Consider the following 17,282-nt stretch of genomic DNA (forward strand, 5'->3'; position numbering starts at 1 on the left):
ATGATGAATTATCAAGAAGTCCTGGACTTCTTATACACTCAATTGCCCATGTATCAACGAGTGGGTAAAGTAGCGTTCAAAAAAGACCTCACGAATACGTTGCAGTTGTCAGAGCGACTAGACAACCCTCACGAAAAGTTTAAGAGTATTCACGTGGCAGGAACAAATGGCAAGGGGTCTACCTCTCATATGATCGCTTCTGTGCTACAGTCAGCAGGCTACAAGGTTGGGCTATATACCTCACCCCATTTACGCTCTTTTCGTGAGCGAATAAGGGTGAATGGTGAAGAGGTAAGAGAATCTTTTGTTTCGGACTTTGTAAATGGAAATAGGAAGTTCATAGAGGAAATTTCTCCTTCTTTTTTTGAGATCACAGTGGTGATGGCATTTGAATACTTTGCTCAAGAAAAAGTTGATTTTGCTGTTATCGAGACAGGGTTGGGAGGGAGACTGGATTCAACCAATATAATTACCCCGGAGGTATCGGTAATTACTTCAATTAGCCTCGACCATCAAGATATGCTGGGCAATACATTAGCGGAGATTGCTCGAGAAAAAGCTGGAATTATCAAGGCAGGTGTTCCTGTGATTGTTGGAGCATTGCCTAACGAGGCTTTGAGAGAAATCCGAAGGTGTGCCGATGAGAAAAAAGCAAAGCTGTCAGTGCCTTATGACTCTATTCAGGATACTGTCTATGAATCAGATCTTTCTTCAGAAGTGGTCAGACTGAATTTGAATACCGTTAGAAAGTCTGTTGATGAATTGCGTAATCAAGATGTGACTATTAGTGAAGAACAGCTCATTCATGGAATAGGACATGTGGTAGCACAAACCGGCCTGAAGGGCAGGTGGCAAATGATACGAAAAGAACCGTTGGTCATTTGTGATGTAGGGCATAATGAGGAGGCCGTAGTATGGCTAATGGATCAAATAAAGAGGATTGACTATAATAAACTCCATATTGTTTGGGGAGTGGCTGCGGATAAATCGTCGGAAAAGATATTTCCTCTATTGATTAAGGAATGTGAGTATTACTTTTGCGCTGCTGAAGTCCCTAGGGCAATGCCTGCTGATCGTTTATTCGCAGAAGCTGGGCGATTTGGGTTGAAAGGAAAGTCTTACGGTTCGGTGAATCATGCTTATTCTACTGCACTTGACAGAGCTGGAGCAGGGGATTTAATTTTCATAGGGGGAAGCACCTTCGTGGTTGCGGAAATAAAAGATTTATAAGTGGGAAGAAAGAAGTTAGAACGTTTTCAGGACAATGCTGAACGATACAATGTCGTGCAAGATGGCAAACCAAATTTTGGACATCTAATAGGTAAATGGAGAGAAGAACATTTTAAAAACGAGCAGAATCTGGTAGTTGAGCTGGGTTGTGGGAGAGGTGAGTATACGGTAGGTCTCGGCGAGAAAATGCCTGATAGCAATTTTGTTGGTGTAGATATTAAAGGGTCGAGAATATGGGTAGGTAGTTCCTATGCTATCAAGAACAACCTTGAAAATGTAGCTTTCCTGAGGACTCAGATCGAGTTATTGGATAAGCACTTTGGAGAAAATGAAATTGATGAGATTTGGGTGACATTTCCTGACCCCAGGCCGAAAGATAAGGATGAAAAAAAACGCCTGACCGCCCCCAGGCATCTCGAGGTTTATAAAACTCTATTGAAAAAAGATGGGTGGGTAAAATTCAAAACAGACAATACTTTTTTGTTTGACTATACCTTAGAATTGTTCAAAGAAGGTCAAGTGAAGGTTAAGAACCTAGTTCACACACATGACCTGTATAATTCAGAGTACATGGATGAGCATTTTGGAGTAAAGACCAAGTATGAGGAACTGTTCTACAATAAAGGAGAGAGTATCAAGTATATGAAATTTCAATTTGCTTGATTACCCTAATATCAAAGAGATACTTGGATAGGCCTGTTTCATATTGTTCGTAAAGATCACTTCAGGTCCGAGTTTGATATGTTTGCTGATATTCCTAAATAGGGAAACTTTGATGGTCGTATCTTGATATAATTGCCCATCGGGATTCAATAAATATCCGGCTCTAGAAGTCCAACCTTTATTTGTTTTTTTGTTGAGAGAGGTGAATTCCAAGTTCACAAATGTATGTGGATAAACACGCTTATCTCCTGACTCGTTGGTTTTGAAGTTGAGCTGAGAGGACATTCCAATCTTATAGATCTGTCTACGTTTGGCTGTATAATTTTCTGCTATTTTAAAGTCAACGCCTATCTCGGGAACTACACTCCCTGACTGAAAGTTAGCCTTTCCAAATACCGATACAAATGGGTTTGACAAACGAGAAACCTCGATTGATTCTTGTTCATTTTTCTCAAGTAATACTACTGTTTTTGGTAGTTTCTTGTTAACCTCAGAGGTAATCACAGGCTTTTTCAACTCTGTGTCTTGTTTGATTGGTTTCGCCATCTTAAGTCCAGAAATATGAATGGTAGGTTTTGGTTTATTTACGATAGTCTCTGGGCTTGATTTGGGCATTTCTGAAATGGTATAATCTTCAATATTCAAATTGAATGGATTCAAATCAAATACCTTAATATTGGCGGCTACCAGAAGAGAAAAAGAGGCAGCCATGGCTAACCCCCAGGTTACTAAGCCCTTGTCCATTTTGCCAAGCTTCTCAGAAAGTTTTTCCCATGTCTTTACTGGGTTGAAGTGACTTACTGGCACTTCATCTACAACGGCCACTGCTTTTTGACTTATCTGGTCAGTCTTTGATTTTTGAGAATCTAGTGATTTACCGTTTTTGTGATTTCCATTAACTTTCATAGCGCACCTATTTGTGTTAGCGATTTGGATAGTGAGGCTCTGGCTTTGCTCAATTGAGATTTTGATGTATTCTCACTTATATTGAGTCTTTCGCCGATTTCCCTATGGGAGTAGCCTTCTATCACGTACATATTGAATACTGTTCTGTATCCATTGGGTAATTGCTGAATGATATCTACTATCGTTTCCTCCATCAATTGAGATTCAACAGTTTCATTGTTCGACGACAGGTCATGGACTCTTTCTATTTCTACTTGGTCCATTTTTCTTTTTCTGAGTAGCATCAAGGACTCGTTGACCATGATTCTTTTTACCCAGCCTTCCAAGCTTCCTTTTCCGCGATATTCGAAGGTGTCTATTTTTGAAAAAACTTTCATAAACCCATCAATCATAGCGTCTTCAGCTTCCATCTCATCATTCAAATATCTTAGACATGTACGCATCATTTTATTGGCGTACTTGTCATACAATGCTTTCTGAGCCAATTCATCTTTGGCTTTACACAAGTCTGTCAATTGACTGTCGTCCAAAATTTGATCGTGGTTTGAGATGTACCCTTTGTTATTCAATGCTTGTTTGTTAATAAAGGTTGCTTTTGCGAAATGCAATTGCAAAGTATCCTTTATACAAACATCGGGCCGTTAATAGGTCGTTAAAAGGTGTTAAGATCTGTTAACACTGAATGAAATGAAATGGGGAGTGTCTTTTAAAGACGATTCATGTAAAGGAAGACACAGTAAGCAGCAAACCCTACCAAATAAAGTGCTCCTTCTGCTCTATCTAATTTGTACTTCTGTAGGGTGAACATAAAAATGAAAAGCATAAATGTTCCAATCATCACAATGTATAGATCCAGATTAAGGTCAATATCAAATGCTATTGGAGCATTTAGTGTAGCAGTAGCACCTAATACTAACAGTAAATTGAAAATATTGGAACCTACTATATTGCCTACGGCCAAATCGGATTTCTTATGAAAAGCAGCCACCGCGGTGGTAGCTAGTTCGGGTAGTGAAGTGCCTGCAGCTAAAATAGTTAAGCCAATGACCTTCTGACTTATTTGGAAGTATTCAGCTACAATGATCGCATTGTCGACAATAACCTGGCCACCAATCGCCAACCCAGCAATACCAAAGATGATCATGAGTGTGGTTTTCAAACTGCCATACATCTCAATTTCATCCATGTCTCCGCCAAGGTCACCAGTTCGTCGCATGTTTTGAAATACATAAGCAAGAAACGCAATAAACATCCCTAGTAGAATAAATCCATCTATCAAGCTCAGCGCATTCTCTTCTGCACCAAACAGGAGTGAATCATTTACTAAAACGAAGAGAACAATAGTAGCAAGTAAGGAATAAGGAACTTCCTTCCAAAGTGCATTTTTCTGAACAGTAAGTGGATAAATCACAGCAGCTATGCCGAGTATCAGGAACATATTAAATATGTTGGACCCAATGATGTTTCCAAATACGATATCGTCATTTTCTCCTGAAGATCCGGAAATAATATTGACCACCAATTCTGGGGCAGAAGTACCCATGGCTACTACAGTGAGGCCTATGGCAATGTCCGAAACATTATATCTTTTGGCAAGAGAGGAAGCTCCATTCACTAAAAAATCGGCTCCCTTGATAAGCATAACGAAACCGACAATGATGAGCAAAAAGGGCACTACCATATTTGAATTAATTTATGTTCAGGTGGTAAAATTATTAGAAATGAAATATAAATATATTCAGAATATTTTAATCAATTTTTCGATGAATAAACCGAGCAGAGTTGACATTCTTATTTATATCCGTATTTCAGGCCTAAAACTCACTATTTCTCTGCAATATATTCAAAACATTTTTTTTCATGAATAATAGCTGGTAGTAAAATGAATATTTATCATAAATATCAGAAAATGAGCTGGTTGGTTATATCAAATTAAGCTCTTCTTTAATTTTGGATATTTTATCTTGAAGTCCTTTTTTTTCATCTTCGAAACTTCTGTCAGAATCAGACTCTGACCTTACGCTCATATAGAACTTAATTTTTGGCTCAGTGCCTGATGGACGCATAGAAATCTTCGAGCCATCTTTGGTGATAAACTGAAGAACATTGGATGATGGAAATCGAATACTATCCTCTTGTCCTGTCAATAGATTTTTGGCCGTAGAATTTTGATAATCTATTAACCATTCTATTTCAGACCCCGCAAGGGATTTTGGTGTGTTGTTTCTAAATTGATGCATCATGCTCTGAATTTCTTCAGCACCAGATTTCCCTTTTTTGGTAAGAGAAACTAAGTCTTCCTGATACATACCAAACTGAGAGTAAATCTCTTCAAGTAAATCACCCAAAGATTTCCCATTGTCTTTGGCCCAGGCAGCCATTTCGGCAATCATAGCGCAAGAAGCAATTGCATCTTTGTCACGAACAAAATCACCAATTAAATAACCATAACTTTCTTCACCGCCTCCGATGAAGGTTTTCTTTCCTTCAAGTTCTTTTATAAGTCCAGCAATATGCTTGAATCCAGTCAGGGTGTCGAAACTCTCTATTCCAAAATGAGTGGCTATGTCCTTGATGAGTTCAGTGGTTACTACAGTTTTCACCACATATTGATTGCCATCCAATTTGCCATTCTCTTTCCATTTTAGGCATAGATAGTAGATGAGAAGGGCGCCGGTTTGATTTCCATTTAATAATTCAAAATCTCCAGTCTCTGTTCTGATGGCAATACCCACACGGTCTGCATCAGGATCTGTAGCCATCACTAACTCTGCATTTACCTGCTTGGCTTTGTCTAGTGCTAGCGTAAGTGCTTCTTTTTCTTCAGGGTTTGGGTAGACTACTGTTGGGAAATTCCCATCTGGGGTAGCTTGTTCTTCGATAACTGTAACATTAGTGAAACCAAATTGTTCAAGCGCTTTTGGAACCAATGTGATGCCAGTGCCATGGATAGGAGAGAAAACAATAGATAGATCTGATTGATTTTTTATGGCGTCTGGTGATAGACTCAATTTTGACATTTCAGCCAGATAGCGGTCGTCAATGTCCTTGCCAATAGGTTGAATTAAATCTTTGTTAGCCCCAAATTTGATTTGATCAAAGCTGGTGATTTTTCTTACTTCCTCTATGATTTTGGTGTCATGGGGTGCGATGATTTGCGCACCGTCTTCCCAATACACCTTATAGCCATTGTATTCTTTAGGATTGTGAGAAGCAGTTACTACAATACCGCTTTTACAGCCCAATTCTCTAATGGCAAAAGAAAGCTCAGGAGTAGGTCTAAGCTCATCAAATAGATAAACCTTGATTCCATTAGCTGATAGGATATCTGCTACAATTTGAGCAAAATAATCGCTATTATTTCTACTGTCATGAGCGATGGCTAATGAAGCTTCTTCACTTGGAAACTGTAGGTTGATGTAATTAGCGAGACCCTGTGTGGCACTACCTACAGTGTATTTGTTCATTCGGTTACTGCCCAGACCCATGATGCCTCTCAGGCCTCCAGTTCCGAATTCCAAATCTTTATAAAAAGAATCAACAAGTTCTGTTTCGTTTTCACTGGCGACTAATTCTTTTAATGCGGTTTTGTCGGCCTCATCAATATTACTGTTAAGCCAAGTGTCAATAGTGGCCTTGATATTTTCTTCCATGCTTCTTAAAATCCAATAGTGTTTTTTACTCTGCCTAGTACATCTCGTGCTATGGCTCTTGCTTTTTCTTCTCCTTCTTGCAAATGTTGTTCAATAGCTTGCTCATTGTTCATGAAATGATCAAATTGATTTCTCTCCTCAGAAAATTTATCAAGCATCAATTCAAACAATGCTGTTTTTGCATGTCCATAGCCATAGTTTCCTCCTTCGTAATTCTTTCTCATTTCATTCTTTTGTTCTTCAGAGGCTATGGTTTTGAAGATGTTATACACATTACATGTGTCAGGGTTTTTGGGTTCTTCCATTGGTGTGCTATCTGTGAGGATAGACATCACATTTTTCTTAAGTTTTTTCTCCGGCATGAAGACGTCGATGATGTTTCCATAGGATTTACTCATCTTCTGACCATCTGTTCCTGGGATTGTCATGACTTCATCGTCAATTTTGGCCTCAGGAATCACGAATACCTCACCAAATTGATTGTTGAACGCTTTAGCAATATCGCGAGTCATTTCAATGTGTTGCCTTTGATCTTTGCCAACAGGTACAATTTCAGCATCATACATAAGTATATCTGCTGCCATCAATACAGGATAGTCGAAAAGTCCTGCATTTACATCCGACAGACGTCCGGCTTTATCCTTAAAGGAATGAGCATTAGCCAGCATGGGGTAGGGGGTCACACAATTGAGAAACCAGGTCAACTCACAAACCTCCGGGATTTTCGACTGTCTGTAAAAAATGGATTTGGAGGTGTCCAACCCACAAGCTAGCCAAGCAGCAGCAATAGATTTTGTATTTTCTTGTCTTATTGCAGGGTCTTTGATGGTGGTAAACGAATGCAAATCTGCAATGAAAAGTAGTGATTCCTGTCCCTCTTTTTCAGTCAGTCCGATGGCTGGCATAATAGCCCCAAGTAGATTGCCTAGATGTGGCCTTCCCGAACTCTGAATTCCTGTTAATACTCTTGCCATAGTTAATTTTTGCGCAAATTAATAAAATTATTTCCCTTTGTTACGTTAAGACATTATTGTTTATTTGCATTGAATTATTCATAAAAAATCATGTCAAAAATTAGTAAACCAGCTGTTCTACTTGTATTTGTTTTTGTGTCAAATTTTCTTTTAGCCCAAGAAAAAGGAAAACTTGAATTTATCAACAACGACCATGATTTTGGAGAGATTAAGGAGGATGGAGGACCTGTCATTTATGAATTTGAATTTGTGAATAAGGGTTCCGCTCCGCTTATAGTAAGTCACGTTCGTGCTTCTTGTGGTTGTACTACACCGGGCTGGTCTAGGGAACCCGTGCTGCCCGGAGAAAAGGGTTTTGTGAAAGCCCAATACAACCCTAGAAATCGACCAGGGAACTTCAGAAAATCACTTACTATTACTACTAATGGAGAGCCTGCTGTAGTGAACGCATATATTAAAGGGAAGGTCCTTCCAAGAGTAAAGTCCATAGAGGAGCAGATGAGTCTGAAAATTGGAAGTACTAGATTCAAAAGTAGGTCTGTAAATATGGGTAAAGTGACTACTGAGAAGCCGGTACAAAAGTCGTTTGATGTATATAATGATGGTGCGGATACTATTTCTCTGTTAGATAAGTATGATGCACCACAGTTCATCAAATTGACCTTCGAACCTCAAATATTAGCACCAAAGGAGGTAGGTAAAGTGAATATAGAATATGACGCTGTACATGATGACAACCTAGGTTATAATAATCATGGTGTCACGATATACACAGATGAAGAAAATACCTCCGCTAAGAAAATTAATATTCTGGCAACGATAGCTGAATACTTTCCGCCTATGTCTGAAGAAGAACTGGCGAAGGCTCCAAGGATGGCCATAACTGATAGGCTGCAAGATTTAGGGAAAGTAAACGAAGGCAATAAAATAACTGCTGAATTTGTATTAACCAATCACGGCCGCAGTGTTCTTAATATTAGAAAGGTAAAGTCAAATTGTGCTTGCTTCTTAGCGGAGTTGCCAAAAGAAAATATAAAACCTGGGAAGTCTATTACTCTGAAGGGAATCTTTGATGCCACCAATAGAAAAGGGAATCAGAATAAATCAATAACGATTTATTCAAATGACCCAGTTGACCCAATACAGGTGGTTTCTATAAAGGCTTCAATTGTCGCTGCAAATTGATAATTATCTATACATTATTTAAGTATTCGTTATAAGTTTGCGCAAAAATCAAGTAATGAGACAATTAATGACTTGGGTGCTGGCATTGGCACTATTTGCATGTGAGAACGAAGAGAGAACTAAGGGAGATACTCTCTATAGCGATGGGAAATATGCTGAGGCTATCAAGGCGTATGATGAATACTTAAAATTGCACCCTTCCCATGTAAAGTCTCTTTACAATAGAGGTAGGTCTTTTGAAGAGTTAGGTAAATTTCAAAAAGCTTATAACGACTTCGAAGCAGTCTTGGAAATCGACAAAAAGAACACCTCAGCTATGCTGAGCCTAAGCAAATTCTACTACAGAGATCACAAGTTTGAAAAGGCGAAGTATTATGGTCAGATGGCTGTAAAGGAGAACGTCAATTTGTCACAGGCACATTTTTGGTTGGGAAGAGCACAACACCAGTTGGGGGCGTTTTCCGAAGCATTAACAGGTTATAATAATGCGATTAACTTAGATAGAGAGCTTGGTGAGGCCTATCTATATCGCGGTGCGATTAAAATGCAGGGCAATCGCAAAAAAGGAGCTTGTGCTGATTTTAAGTCAGCCAAAGATCTTGGTGTGAAAGAAGCAGAGGCTGCTCAGAAAAAATACTGCAAATAGATTTACGGCAGTTCTTTTGGTGCCGGGATATAGATGGTAAATGTGCTTCCTTTTCCCAGCTGACTAGTCACGTTTAAAGAACCACCCAATTCTACCAAATATTCTTTAGCGAGGTTCAAACCGATACCGGTACCAACTTCAGCATGGGTTCCTTCGGTACTTTGTACTTGTTCAGGGGCAAACAAACGACTTATTTGTTCTTCGCTCATTCCTACGCCTGTGTCAGAGATAATAATTTCACAGTGGTCGCTTTTATGGGTAAAGCAAATATTGATATGACCTCCTTCATGCGAGAACTTAACGGCATTGGCAAGTAAATTTCTGATTACGAAATTTATAATTCCTTTATCCGAAGTAAGACTATAGGTACTATCTAAATCGTAAGTAATGCTTAGTGATTTGGTCTGTAAGGTGTTCTTGATTTGTTTGACGTTTTCATCAATTATTGATGAAACATCGAATGATTCTAATTTTATGTTTTCTCCCTTTCGCTGACGGGCGGTCCAAAATAAAATGTTTTCAACCATGCTCGTGGTTTCTCCTAAATTCTCATCTATTTTCTTTACAAATTTCCCGAAGTCTTCTTGAGATAGAGCATTTGAGTCATGCAAAGAAAGTAAGCCTTTTAGGTTGTTGAGAGGACTTTTTACGTCATGAGAGATGATAGAAAGCAGTCTCTCTTTGATTAAGTTTGAATTAACCAGCGCTTTCGTTTGGTTTTGCACTTCTACCTCTAGTTCTTGGTTTATTTCCTCCAAACTTTTGTATGAATTAGCATAGTGCCTGGCCAATATATAAACCTGAAATACTAGAAATACCAGTAACCCTAATTCAACAAGGTAACCGAACCGAATATCAAAATTTACTAACGCGGTATTTTTGAGTATTTCTAGAAGAATGAATGGAAAGGATGCGATGACTCCAAAAAAGATGTATTTCGAATCTGGATTCTTCTTTATAACCCAAGCTCTAACTATGGTTATAATGGCGTAAATAAAACTTAGCACCAATGCTATATGACAAACATCGAGTAATTGACCGTATTGGTATTGAGGTAGAAAAATTACTGGAATGAAGAGGGAAGCAGACAAAACACAGAAGAAATTCACTACAACCTTCGATGAGGAAGATTCAAACAAGTGATGGACATATAGGGGAAACAATGCTACAATCATATAGACACCCCCAAATTCAATTTTTTTCCATAATTCATATGGTACGTTAGGGAATAGATTGGGAAGTAGGAAGGAGCCTCCATTGAGAGTCATACTCCTAATGGCGACTGCAAGGCAAATGAGTGCCAGCCACAGGTTGGGTTTTCCTCGATTGTAGAGAAAGAATAGCAAAAATTGGTAGATGAACATGGCTATCAAACTTCCGGCAAACACATTTTCAATTCCATTGCGCAGTGTTTTCTCTTTGATGAGCCTAGAAGATTGGCCTAGCACAGGTGTGCTTACAAGTCCAGAGTTAAAGTAGGTATAGTTGGCCACTTGAATTACAATTTCCAAAGTGTCTTCTTGGTCTGGAATCGGGATGTAATTATTAGTTAGTTCCGCTTGATATGAATTATCATGTAATTCACCAGATGTTGATCTGAGTTCTCCATTGATCCATATTTTGGAAGATGAGTTTATTATTGAAATATATAGCAGTAATCCTGTTTGATCATGGGGGAGCACAGCCTGACACTTGTATGTGGCTTTTCCTTTCAAGGGGTATTCGTCATTCCAGTGCCATGACCCAGGAACTCTTAAGAAAGAACTAGGGACTATTTTTTTGAGCTGCTCGGGAGCTAGTAGCGTGTCGTAGTAAAATTCCCATGAGCCGGAAATCCAAGCATAGTCAGAGCTGAAATTGGTCTTTGTAAAGTCGAACGTTGATCTATCCAGAGCTTGCCCAGGAAGTAGACTCAGGTGTGCAATGAAAAAAAGGGAAAAGACAATATATCGCCTAATGTTTGCCATAGCAGTATGCGCTAAGATAGGCGGGTTAGACGAATAATGTAATTTAATGAGACTATTTGGCTACTTCCAAAGTGAATAGTTGTAGGTCTGCTCAATTTTATCTTCAAGTGGATCAGGTATTGATGGGAAAAAATCCAATCCGGTAGCTTTTTCTACTTCGTCTATGCTCATGGCAAAAACGCTTAAGTCTTTGGATGATTTTTCGTTGTCCAGAATAAAGCCGATGCCTTTGACTTCTTTTCCATTTAGCTCAAGGATAACTTTGTAGTATTGATCAGGAACCACCACTTTGTTTTTGCCTATTTTCTCACCTTTACCATTGTATATAGGACCTGTTACCACATAAATCTCTTGATTGCTTCGTGCCCAATCTCTAACTCGTTCTTCTAGTTTTTTCCAGATACCTCTATTGAAGCTAGGATGTTGCGGACTCATATTGCTCATATAGAAAGATTCGCTCATTCCGTTTTTGCTCCAAGCAAAGTCAGCTGCAGGAGCAAGATGACCACGGTCATATCCTGACCCTTTGTAGTCTGCAAGTGCAGCCGATTTTGTTTTTACATCTGGGTCTTCTCGGAAATTATCTGTGCGCTTAAATTTTGAATTATCCAGATTAACCTTTTTCAAGGTGTAAGAGACCCAGTCGGCTTGCTCTGTTTTCTCGTTGTATCTTAGGGTGTAATACTCATGTTCAACTATGGCATCTTTTTGCGTGTATGCAGGCCAGGTGAAATCAAAACTGGAGGAATAATAATAATTGTCATCCTCCGAATAGACAGGAAGATTCTTGTTGGTTTCTACAGTTTCAACGGCTCCGTTTTGGGCGTTGATCTTGTTTTCTTCAAATTTTTCTCTCTTAGGCTCATCCTTTTTGGGTTCATTTTTCTTTGATTCAGAAGGAGAAGAGTCAGAGCCCTTCTTCTTTTTTACAGCAGAGGGAGAGCTGTTAGTTTCCTTTTCAGTTGAAGTGAATGTCGCGGTGATTTTATCAAGTTCTTTACTCCAGTCAGGATCCTGCTTAACCCAATAGAGGACTATTAAAACTAGAATGGCAACAATGGTAAAGATTGAAGAACTGTTGACTCCTGAACCATTGCCATTGCTATTTTTGGATTTTCCTTTCCGTGCTTTCGCCATTTACTTTACTTCTGAAATTGTTTTGAAACCACTAATTCCTTAGAACCTGCCTCGTACTTATAGAACCCTTCACCTGATTTTGCACCAAGCACACCAGCTTCCACCATGTTTACTAAAAGTGGGCAAGGAGCGTATTTAGGATTACCAAATCCATCGTGCAAAACTCTCATGATTGATAGACATACGTCCAAACCTATGAAGTCAGCCAGTTGTAACGGTCCCATCGGGTGAGCCATACCTAGCTTCATCACCGTGTCAATTTCTTCTACACCTGCCACGCCTTCATGCAGCGTGTAGATAGCTTCATTGATCATCGGCATTAAAATCCTGTTGGCCACAAAACCGGGGTAATCATTTACTTCAACGGGTACTTTCGACAATTTTTTGGACAACTCCATGATGGTATCTGTCGTCTCATCGCTTGTGCTGTATCCGCGAATTACTTCTACCAATTTCATCACAGGAACTGGATTCATGAAGTGCATGCCGATGACTTTATCTTTTCTGTTGGTCGCAGAACCAATTTTTGTAATAGAAATAGAGGACGTGTTTGATGCAAGAATACATGACGGCTTGGTGTGCTCATCCATTTGCTTGAAGATATCGAGCTTCAGTGCCATATTTTCTGTAGCAGCTTCTACGACCAAATCTGCTTCTTTAACACCGTCAGCTAATGTGGTAAATGTGGTGATATTACCTAAGGTTGCTGTTTTGTCTGCCTCAGTGATTTTTTCTTTTTTGATCAGCCTATCAAGGTTTTTACCTATAGTTGCTAGTGCACTATCAAGAGCATCCTGCGAAATGTCTATTAGATTGACGGTATATCCTGTTTGAGCAAAAACATGCGCGATGCCATTGCCCATTGTGCCTGATCCGATGACTGATATATTCTTCACTTTGTTTGTATTTGGGTTTGTAATGTCGTTTTTAAGAGTCACAAAAATGTCATTTATTGTGCAGGGTTCAAAATGATTCGAATCAAGAAATTTGAAATTCTGAAAACAAAAAAAGAACTGCCATTCGACAGTTCTTTTTATATCTTTTGCTATTCCGACTTGGATTATGCGTTTCTATTGATATTGTTCAAATCTTCGAAAGCATCTTTCAATCTAGCTACAAATGACTTCTCAGCTTCTCTTGTCCAAACTCTAGGGTCATAGAACTTCTTATTAGGGCTGTCGTCACCGTCAGGGTTTCCGATTTGTCCCTGTAGATAGCCTTCGTTCTTTTGGTAATAATTCTTTACACCATCCCAGTATGCCCATTGTAAGTCTGTGTCGATGTTCATTTTGATTGCACCGTAAGAAATAGCTTCTCTGATTTCCTCTCTAGTAGATCCTGATCCGCCGTGGAAAACGAAGTTTACTGGGTTGTGACCTGTTCCATACTTTTCCTGGATATAATCTTGAGAGTTTTTCAAAATCTTCGGAGTCAATTTCACATTACCTGGCTTGTATACACCATGTACATTACCAAATGCAGCGGCGATAGTGAACTTGTCACTTACTTTACCTAATTCTTCGTAAGCATAAGCCACTTCTTCAGGCTGCGTATATAGTCTTGACTCATCCACGTCAGAGTTGTCAACACCATCTTCTTCACCACCTGTGATTCCTAATTCGATTTCAAGCGTCATGCCCATTTTAGACATACGCTCTAAGTACTTTTTGCAAATCTCGATGTTCTCTTCTATTGGCTCCTCAGACAAGTCGATCATGTGTGAAGAGAAGAGTGATTTTCCTGTTCTAGCGAAAAACTCTTCACCAGCGTCCAACATACCGTCGATCCAAGGCAACAATTTCTTAGCACAGTGGTCTGTGTTCAAGATAACTGGAACACCATAAGCCTCAGCCATCATGTGTACATGATGTGCGCCCGATACAGCACCAGCAATAGCAGCTTTTTGTCCGTCGTTAGACAATCCTTTACCTGCATTAAAGGCTGCTCCTCCATTTGAGAACTGCACCATTACCGGAGAGTTCAATTCTTTTGCTGTTTCTAATACTGAATTGATAGAACTAGAACCAATAACATTGGCAGCTGGTAAGGCGAACTGATTCTCATTCGCATAGTTCAATAATTCGGTTACTTCGTCCCCAGTGAGAACCCCTGATTTGAATTTCATTTCTTAGTGTGTTTTTAGTGATCTGAAGTCGTGGTAATTCGCGAAACTTCCGATTAAAAATAATTGTGATTATTAAGGCTGGCAAAGATATGTATTTGTATGAAAATATCATTGAATTGACAAAAGACAATAACCGATTGCAATCGATGAGATGAATTATTAGTATATTTTCAAATATTCATCACTTTGTTGAAAAATATACAATTTAATATACGATCTATTGCTATCGAGCAGAGCCAGCCTCTATGATTCCACCAAAGAATAGGGCATTAAGAAATAATCTATTGGTTCCATACCAATAGGCTCTGAAGTTTGGATTGTCATTGAATGATATAATTAGCCCCTTACCAAAAGCCCAAAGCCCAACAGCTGGACTGTCAGGTATTTGCTTTAGGCTTTCTTTTGAAATATATCCGGCCAGTAGCGGATTGGAATCGTAATGAGCTGGCTGAGCATATGGGTTTTTAGATAGTTCCATGAACTGTTTCCCCCTCTTAAACATCGGAAGTGTGTCATCTGAGAAACCAAAACCAAGCGGGTGCGTCAAGTCGATCTTAGTTTTAAATATTGCTCCGCCTATTCTTTGAGCGCCTTGTGTCTTGGATCGGGAATTATAGGTCAGGTACTTTTGGGTGGAGTCCTTGGCTATTTTTTTATACTTGATTTTGGATAATCCAGCTTCGGATGCCCATTTGCCGGCTGATCTGGCGGTGACGATATTTCCACCATTTTGGACCCAGGTCTTGAGTTTGGACTGAGTTAAAGTGCCATAGCTCCCATTTACCATAATAATGGTATTGTATGAACTTAGGTCAATGTTATTGAATTTATCAATGGTAATCATAGGTAATGCCATTCCTATTCGCTGATCCAACAGATGCCACACCTCACCCGCTTCGTAGGCATTTATACCATCTCCAATCAGCAATAGTGGTTTGGGAGTAGCAAGGGTCTTGAATTTTGGGCTACCCAATTGAAAACCACCTGCATTGCCAGAAGCTAAGGGTGAAATAGAAATTTGATGTCTTTGACTAAGCGTACTCAAAATTTGAAAAATTTTAGAAGCCTCCATGTTCTGATTTTGTATCGGTACTATAACAGAGCCTCTTTCAAAAAACTGACTGTTGCTGCTTGTCCAGGGCTCTGTAGATACTTTCGTACGCAGTCCTGACTTTTGAATGTCGTACAATAGTGCAGGGGACTGGCTGTCTTCCCAGTGAATAGCGTAGGCATAGCTACTAGATTCAAATAATGCGGCAACTTTCAATTGTTCCTTAGTATTGTATTGCTCACCTAAAAGACTGGTCGAGTAGGACTTGCCCTTAATGGTCTGCCAGTTAAGATCAAAGGCAAGCGGCAAGGTCCAGGCAGATACGTCATAAAACAGACTGTCTTGAAACTGCGTACGTTGTTCGAACATTCCTTTTATCAAACGATATTGATTTTGATGCATTGGAATCACAAAAGAATTGTCAGTATTGAATTCACCATATTTTTTCTTTAGGTGATAAACTTTCACTTGATGAGTATCAAGTATGGTAAGAAAGGCCTTGAGCTTACTGTTGTCCTGTCCCGCATTAAATATGTAGCCTTTAATTTCATCCTTGTCAGCACTCGATGGGATGTCGGAATAAAAATTTCGTTGGTGCTCGAGCAATTCGTTTTTTAGCTGACTAGCGGCTCTTAAGGTGGAAAGTGAAGTGGTAAAATGATTTCTAATCGCGAAAGGAAAGGTCAATAGTCCATTGGCACTCTGCTGGGCATGACCTCTGGCGCTGGCTTGCTCAAATAGGATTCCGACGGCACCATTCAAATCCGGATAGCTCGAGCCTTTCCCAATATAAAAATCATCGAATGATTCTTTGGAGTAGTATAAGGAGCCGATTTCATCTAGTGCATCGGCATGATAATTCGCTATTTTCTGTGTGAGTTCGTACGTTTTTGATGGAGTCAAAGGATTATTTCTGCTGGGGATACCGGGTTGAAAGAAGTAGGTGCCATTAGTACCCATTTCATGATGATCGGTCAAAACATTAGGCTTCCATTTGTGATACTGCTGGATTCTGCCTTTAGATTCTGGATGTTGAACAGGGAGCCAGTCTCTGTTTAGGTCAAACCAATAATGATTAGTTCTGGAGCCAGGCCAAGGTTCATTTTGTTCAATGTTATTTGGATCAGAAACGAGGTTCAAACTTTTTTTACTGTTTACACAAGAAGCGAAGCGGTCTAATCCATCTGGGTTATAGCTTGGATCCAAAAGAATGATTGTGTTCTTCAACCATTCTTCTATTTCATCACCCTGAGCAGCTGCGAGATAATAGGCTACAAGGAGAGCAGCATTGCTGCCACTAGCTTCATTTCCATGAATGCTATAACCGAGATAAGCGACTAAAGGCATGTTGGAAAGGTCAAGTGATTTTGATTGATTGTAATCCGATAGCTTCAAATGTTCTGATCTAAGATCATCCAAATTCTTGATATTCTCAAGGGAAGAAATTTTTAGCGTAAGCAACGGTCGGTTTTCATGGCTTCTGGCATATTCTTCAATTTCTATACGGTCGGAGGCATCTGCCAAAGCATACATGTATTGAACAAGCTTATCATGACTAACATGCCATTCTCCGACTTCATAGCCAAGTATAGACTGTGGAGTAGGAATCGCTGGATTGTAGCTGGTATTCTTGGGTAAGTAATAGTTTAGAGAAACCTGTGCCTCACTGTTGGTGAGGATCAAGATGAATGAAACTAACGCTAAAATCCTTTTTTTCATATCTGCTTATTTGTATCAAACATAAG

General features: G+C 39.4%; 14 protein-coding genes. 4 read left to right on the forward strand and 10 right to left on the reverse strand.

Annotation, left to right across the window (positions count from 1 at the left end):
• Both ACO6S2_RS09625 and trmB read left to right on the forward strand, forming a co-directional pair.
• Positions 1-1,230 carry a bifunctional folylpolyglutamate synthase/dihydrofolate synthase gene (locus ACO6S2_RS09625; protein WP_422362287.1) on the forward strand — a complete coding sequence of 410 codons (1,230 nt, stop codon included), beginning with the start codon at positions 1-3 and terminating at the stop codon, positions 1,228-1,230.
• On the forward strand, positions 1,231-1,893 hold the full coding sequence (gene trmB / locus ACO6S2_RS09630; protein WP_422362288.1) for a tRNA (guanosine(46)-N7)-methyltransferase TrmB: 663 nt from the start codon (positions 1,231-1,233) through the stop codon (positions 1,891-1,893).
• Here trmB and ACO6S2_RS09635 read toward each other — a convergent pair whose 3' ends face one another.
• The 5 genes from ACO6S2_RS09635 to trpS form a co-directional block, all read right to left on the reverse strand.
• Entirely contained in the window at positions 1,894-2,799 is a 906-nt protein-coding gene (locus ACO6S2_RS09635) for a hypothetical protein (RefSeq protein WP_422362289.1), read from the reverse strand. It lies immediately after the preceding gene.
• Entirely contained in the window at positions 2,796-3,368 is a 573-nt protein-coding gene (locus tag ACO6S2_RS09640; RefSeq protein WP_422362290.1) for an RNA polymerase sigma factor, read from the reverse strand. Before ACO6S2_RS09640 ends, ACO6S2_RS09635 begins: the two co-directional genes overlap by 4 nt.
• Positions 3,369-3,505: 137 nt before the next feature.
• Positions 3,506-4,480 (reverse strand): calcium/sodium antiporter, encoded by a 975-nt coding sequence (locus ACO6S2_RS09645; RefSeq protein WP_422362291.1) that lies wholly within the window; start codon positions 4,478-4,480, stop codon positions 3,506-3,508.
• A 241-nt stretch (positions 4,481-4,721) separates the two neighbouring features.
• Positions 4,722-6,452, reverse strand: a complete 1,731-nt coding sequence (locus tag ACO6S2_RS09650; protein ID WP_422362292.1) for a phospho-sugar mutase — start codon at positions 6,450-6,452, stop codon at positions 4,722-4,724.
• 5 nt (positions 6,453-6,457) lie between these two features.
• Positions 6,458-7,426, reverse strand: a complete 969-nt coding sequence (gene trpS / locus ACO6S2_RS09655) for a tryptophan--tRNA ligase (protein WP_422362293.1) — start codon at positions 7,424-7,426, stop codon at positions 6,458-6,460.
• A gap of 90 nt (positions 7,427-7,516) precedes the next feature.
• Between trpS and ACO6S2_RS09660 the strand changes: the two genes are divergently transcribed.
• Positions 7,517-8,611 (forward strand): DUF1573 domain-containing protein, encoded by a 1,095-nt coding sequence (locus ACO6S2_RS09660; RefSeq protein ID WP_422362294.1) that lies wholly within the window; start codon positions 7,517-7,519, stop codon positions 8,609-8,611.
• A 55-nt stretch (positions 8,612-8,666) separates the two neighbouring features.
• Positions 8,667-9,257 (forward strand): tetratricopeptide repeat protein, encoded by a 591-nt coding sequence (locus ACO6S2_RS09665; RefSeq protein ID WP_422362295.1) that lies wholly within the window; start codon positions 8,667-8,669, stop codon positions 9,255-9,257.
• A 2-nt stretch (positions 9,258-9,259) separates the two neighbouring features.
• On the opposite strand, the gene ACO6S2_RS09670 is transcribed toward ACO6S2_RS09665, so the two are convergent.
• The 5 genes from ACO6S2_RS09670 to ACO6S2_RS09690 all read right to left on the reverse strand — a co-directional run bounded on the left by ACO6S2_RS09670 (position 9,260) and on the right by ACO6S2_RS09690 (position 17,256).
• On the reverse strand, positions 9,260-11,224 hold the full coding sequence (locus ACO6S2_RS09670) for an ATP-binding protein (protein WP_422362296.1): 1,965 nt from the start codon (positions 11,222-11,224) through the stop codon (positions 9,260-9,262).
• Between the two features lie 60 nt (positions 11,225-11,284).
• The gene (locus tag ACO6S2_RS09675) at positions 11,285-12,361 is read right to left on the reverse strand and encodes a DNA/RNA non-specific endonuclease (protein ID WP_422362297.1); all 1,077 of its coding nucleotides are present in this window, start codon (positions 12,359-12,361) and stop codon (positions 11,285-11,287) included.
• A gap of 5 nt (positions 12,362-12,366) precedes the next feature.
• Positions 12,367-13,257, reverse strand: coding sequence for a 3-hydroxybutyryl-CoA dehydrogenase (locus ACO6S2_RS09680; RefSeq protein ID WP_422362298.1), 891 nt, complete (start codon positions 13,255-13,257; stop codon positions 12,367-12,369).
• 164 nt (positions 13,258-13,421) lie between these two features.
• Entirely contained in the window at positions 13,422-14,486 is a 1,065-nt protein-coding gene (gene fbaA, locus ACO6S2_RS09685) for a class II fructose-bisphosphate aldolase (protein WP_422362299.1), read from the reverse strand.
• Between the two features lie 223 nt (positions 14,487-14,709).
• Entirely contained in the window at positions 14,710-17,256 is a 2,547-nt protein-coding gene (locus ACO6S2_RS09690) for a M14 family zinc carboxypeptidase (protein ID WP_422362300.1), read from the reverse strand.
• Positions 17,257-17,282: the final 26 nt, after the last annotated feature.

The organism is Reichenbachiella sp. (assembly GCF_965233835.1).
Lineage (GTDB): Bacteria > Bacteroidota > Bacteroidia > Cytophagales > Cyclobacteriaceae > Reichenbachiella.

Bases quoted from the DNA above. Each gene is read 5' to 3' on its own strand.
- ACO6S2_RS09625 (WP_422362287.1), top strand. From the start codon at position 1: ATGATGAATTATCAAGAAGTCCTGGACTTCTTATACACTCAATTGCCC.
- ACO6S2_RS09635 (WP_422362289.1), bottom strand. From the start codon at position 2,799: ATGAAAGTTAATGGAAATCACAAAAACGGTAAATCACTAGATTCTCAA.
- ACO6S2_RS09670 (WP_422362296.1), bottom strand. From the start codon at position 11,224: ATGGCAAACATTAGGCGATATATTGTCTTTTCCCTTTTTTTCATTGCA.
- ACO6S2_RS09675 (WP_422362297.1), bottom strand. From the start codon at position 12,361: ATGGCGAAAGCACGGAAAGGAAAATCCAAAAATAGCAATGGCAATGGT.
- fbaA (WP_422362299.1), bottom strand. From the start codon at position 14,486: ATGAAATTCAAATCAGGGGTTCTCACTGGGGACGAAGTAACCGAATTA.
- trpS (WP_422362293.1), bottom strand. From the start codon at position 7,426: ATGGCAAGAGTATTAACAGGAATTCAGAGTTCGGGAAGGCCACATCTA.
- ACO6S2_RS09690 (WP_422362300.1), bottom strand. From the start codon at position 17,256: ATGAAAAAAAGGATTTTAGCGTTAGTTTCATTCATCTTGATCCTCACC.
- ACO6S2_RS09650 (WP_422362292.1), bottom strand. From the start codon at position 6,452: ATGGAAGAAAATATCAAGGCCACTATTGACACTTGGCTTAACAGTAAT.
- ACO6S2_RS09665 (WP_422362295.1), top strand. From the start codon at position 8,667: ATGAGACAATTAATGACTTGGGTGCTGGCATTGGCACTATTTGCATGT.
- ACO6S2_RS09645 (WP_422362291.1), bottom strand. From the start codon at position 4,480: ATGGTAGTGCCCTTTTTGCTCATCATTGTCGGTTTCGTTATGCTTATC.
- ACO6S2_RS09660 (WP_422362294.1), top strand. From the start codon at position 7,517: ATGTCAAAAATTAGTAAACCAGCTGTTCTACTTGTATTTGTTTTTGTG.